A 3,619-nucleotide genomic window follows, 5' to 3' on the forward strand; every position below is an offset into this window, starting at 1 on the left:
TGCCTAAAAATTAGGCAGGACAAGTAGAACACCTGGGTCAGTTTTGAATCAGCAGAACCCCTTCAAGTGGGTCACTTTTCGGTCAGCGGCAACAATAGGATGATTTTACAACGGCGTTGGTGCATTCAGAGTTGATGGCAGCAGTTCGTGAGCGCCTCACGAGCAACGTCTTGACCAATTGTGCTTCGTAGTAAATACGGGATTTAGCACGAAGCGGCACCAAGCTGGTCAGCCACATTCCACGGCAGCAAATCATTGATTTGATTGATGGGATGGTCAGCGATGTGCGTGAGCGCATGGCGCAGGTAGGCTTCCGAATAGCGTTGGTGCACTTCAAAGTCGAAGGCGACAGTCCCCTAACCCCTGCCCGATTATGCAGCCACTTTTTGACTGCGAACGGAGTTTGGGCGTGCTACGGCCAGCATGCGGTTTAACACAGCGATCCCGATGGCAGCCTCGGTTTGTTGCGCTGCAAATCCTCGTGAGCGCAGCCGAGGGCCAATCAAGGATTTGTAGCGGCCCATGATTGTCTCGACCAAGGCGCGCTGTCCATAGCCAGTGGCGGTTTGCCAGGCCAACCGGCCTTCTGTATTGATTTTCCCAAGATGACGATCACGCTGATTGGTCGCACACGATGCTATCGTCAACCGAAGTAATCCTGCAAAAAAACGAAGTAAAAGTGCGATATTTTTTGCTTGACGCTGACGTCAATAATTATCGCTTTTAAAAACAATAACTTGGCGACTTTTCAAAGTAATTTTATAAAATTGTTGGTGGCTGGTTTTCGTTGCTTTCGAGCCAGCGGAATATAAGCCCCTGGACGCGCCCGTAGACGCCAGGTTCGCCGCTCCAATTCCGTGGTGCCGAGCAGGTCAATACACTCGATCCACTCGTCCCATGAGGTGTCCAGCGCGGTGCCGAAGTCAACCAGTGCGACGTCAAGATCGTCTTCCTCAATCGCTGGCTGTCGGGCCTCCCATTCCGCAATACCGTACGACGGAAAGCCACGGCCGCGGCTGAGCAGGTACGGATTCGTACAGCCTTGCCACGTCATGCGCCAATAAACAAAGGCAAGAATGCGTGCCGTGGGCGCCAGTTCACCTGCGTCGCCTTTGAGCATGCGACGATACCATTGGCGCGACGGCGTGCAGCATGGGGTTCTGCGCCCAAACCGGCGGAATTTTTCCAACGGGGTGACGGTAAACATTTGGTTGTCGGACTCGATGTAAAGAGGCCGCTTTTAGGTCGGTTTGCAGCTATAAACTTGCCATAAAACCCCTGCCGGCTTGTTGAACCATACGGAAACAGCGCCAATCAGGTTTTCCTTCACCACCTTGTGGAGATGGACAAATTCCGCCGGTTTGCGGCTACAACCCCTATCTAAAGTGCACCAACGCCACTTTTCAGCGCACGGCAGTCAGACTGCCGTTCGTCAGAATTCTTCCCATTGAGATGAAGCAGTCCCGGTGACGGCAGACGCAACGAGCGCCCGACTCACGGGGCTTCTGACGGGTATCGCCGGGCGCCTTGTGGTGCGAACACCTTTCGCCGAAAGCGCCGCGGTACGATGCTGCTGCTCACTGTTCAATTTCACCGGGGCCGCTGCCGAAGGTAGCGCACCATCCGTTTTAAATACGCTCACGAACTGGACCAAACTGCCTGCCTGATCTTGCAACGATTCGGCGGCTGCGGCCGCCTGCTCGACCAAGGCAGCATTTTGCTGTGTGACGTTGTCCATCTCCGTGATCGCGATGTTGATCTGTTCAATTCCAGCAGTCTGTTCCATACCAGCCGCAGCGATATCACTGATGATGTCAGTAACACGTTTGACGCTGTCAACTACCTCTGCCATCGTCACACCGGCTTGAGCAACCAGCTTGCTGCCAATCGCTACTTTTTCAACCGAATCGCCGATTAATGCCTTGATTTCCTTGGCGGCGCCGGCGCTACGCTGGGCTAGGTTGCGCACCTCCGATGCAACCACGGCAAAACCCCGCCCCTGCTCGCCGGCGCGGGCGGCTTCGACTGCGGCATTCAACGCCAGGATATTCGTCTGAAATGCAATGCCATCGATGACGCTGATGATGTCTACGATTTTCCTGGCCGATTCATCGATCGAATTCATGGTGCCGACCACCTCCACCATGACGGCACCACCCTTGCTGGCGACCTCCGACGCGGTTTTTGCCAGGCTGTTGGCCTGATGTGCGTTTTCGGCATTCTGCTTCACGGTCGAGGTCAGTTCTTCCATCGAGGAGGCGGTTTCCTCCAGTGAGCTGGCTTGCTGTTCGGTGCGCGAGGACAGATCCATATTTCCGCTGGCAATCTCTGCCGATGCGGTGGCAATGGTGTCCGTGGATTGACGTATGGCCCCGATGGTCTTCGATAGATTCTGCTGCATTTCTTTCATGGAAAACAACAAGCTTTCCTTGTCATCGTGGCGGGTATTCACATTGACGGTCAGGTCACCTGCAGCGATGTATTTCACGATTTGCGAGGCATATTCCGGTTCGCCGCCAAGTTGGCGATACAGTTTGCGAATCAGAAAAAAACCAGCCAGCGCAGCGATCGCTCCGCCAAACAAAATTGCGCCAAACACAATGCTGCGTATCGAAACGTAGTGGGCACTTGAACGCTCATATTCCTTTTTTGCCTCGTCGACCTGCAATTTGCGCAGCGCGTTGATTCCTTCCCTAACTGGCTTGAACAGTGTCGGGAACTGCTTGTACAATTGCGCGGCGGCATCGGTTTTGCCTGCCTTCAGGGCCGCGACCGCCGGCAACAGCCCTTCTTTCAGATATGTGCCTCGGTCCGATGCAAACTTATCTGCAAGTGTTTTTTCCTCGGGCGTGAGGTAGGTCGCCACATACTCGGTCCACGTTTTTCCAATTTCGGCGGTGTTTGCTTCAATCAAATCCACATTTACCTTGATCGTACTGGCGTTCGCGTCCAATAAACTCTCCGCCAAAGCCAGTCGGTTTCGGACCAACAATCGATCGATCCGCGAGACTTGTTCCAGTGCGACGGTTCGGTCTTCGTAGACAGTCTTCAAGCCATCATTGGCCTGACTCATGCCGTATAGACCTAATAGGCCAATGACGACGGATATGAAAAAGAGTAAGGCGATCAAGGTGCTTAGCTGCGCTTTAAGTGTCATTTTCATCTTTGCCACACCTTCTTTGGAGGAAATAATTCTTACCGGTTGGGTGAATTTGCCGATCTAACATCACACATGGTTTCCATGTTGAGGTTGCCGAAAACCTTTACTTTAAGTTATACAGAACAATTACTTATTGGAAATAAATTAGGCGTAATTTTGACTTTTGGTGTATGGCGGCAACACTTTACTGTCCCGATCGTAGCAGGCCCTCACGTCGCAAACTGGTTCTGTCGCGTTGTGCGGCACGAGACGGAATTTTCCGTGCTGAACATGGCTTCGGTTTAAGCAGGACGGACTTGTCCTGCCAAGGCATAAAACTGGTTTGCAAATGACATGACGGTGCCATCGATGGCGAACTGGCCCCTTCGAATCATGTGCATGAGTTCAACGCCAGCAATAACCTGGGCTGCGCATCGGAATGACTTGAAGCCCAGCATCGGCCTGGTCACCCGTTTGATT

At 53.1% G+C, this 3,619-nt stretch carries 2 protein-coding genes and 3 pseudogenes; all 5 read right to left on the reverse strand.

Annotated features, from left to right (window positions below):
- Positions 1-203 precede the first annotated feature (203 nt).
- Positions 204-314 (reverse strand): annotated as a pseudogene (locus RCH09_RS19450) (transposase domain-containing protein); the annotation flags it as partial.
- Between the two features lie 57 nt (positions 315-371).
- Positions 372-620, reverse strand: a pseudogene (locus RCH09_RS19455) (IS5/IS1182 family transposase); the annotation flags it as partial.
- 128 nt (positions 621-748) lie between these two features.
- Complete coding sequence (locus RCH09_RS19460; protein WP_326942796.1) at positions 749-1,120, reverse strand: hypothetical protein; 372 nt, start codon at positions 1,118-1,120, stop codon at positions 749-751.
- 312 nt (positions 1,121-1,432) lie between these two features.
- Positions 1,433-3,163, reverse strand: a complete 1,731-nt coding sequence (locus RCH09_RS19465; RefSeq protein WP_326942797.1) for a methyl-accepting chemotaxis protein — start codon at positions 3,161-3,163, stop codon at positions 1,433-1,435.
- A gap of 278 nt (positions 3,164-3,441) precedes the next feature.
- A pseudogene (locus RCH09_RS19470) lies at positions 3,442-3,619 on the reverse strand (IS6 family transposase); the annotation flags it as partial.

It is taken from the genome of Actimicrobium sp. GrIS 1.19, from assembly GCF_035984655.1.
Taxonomy (GTDB): domain Bacteria; phylum Pseudomonadota; class Gammaproteobacteria; order Burkholderiales; family Burkholderiaceae_D; genus Actimicrobium.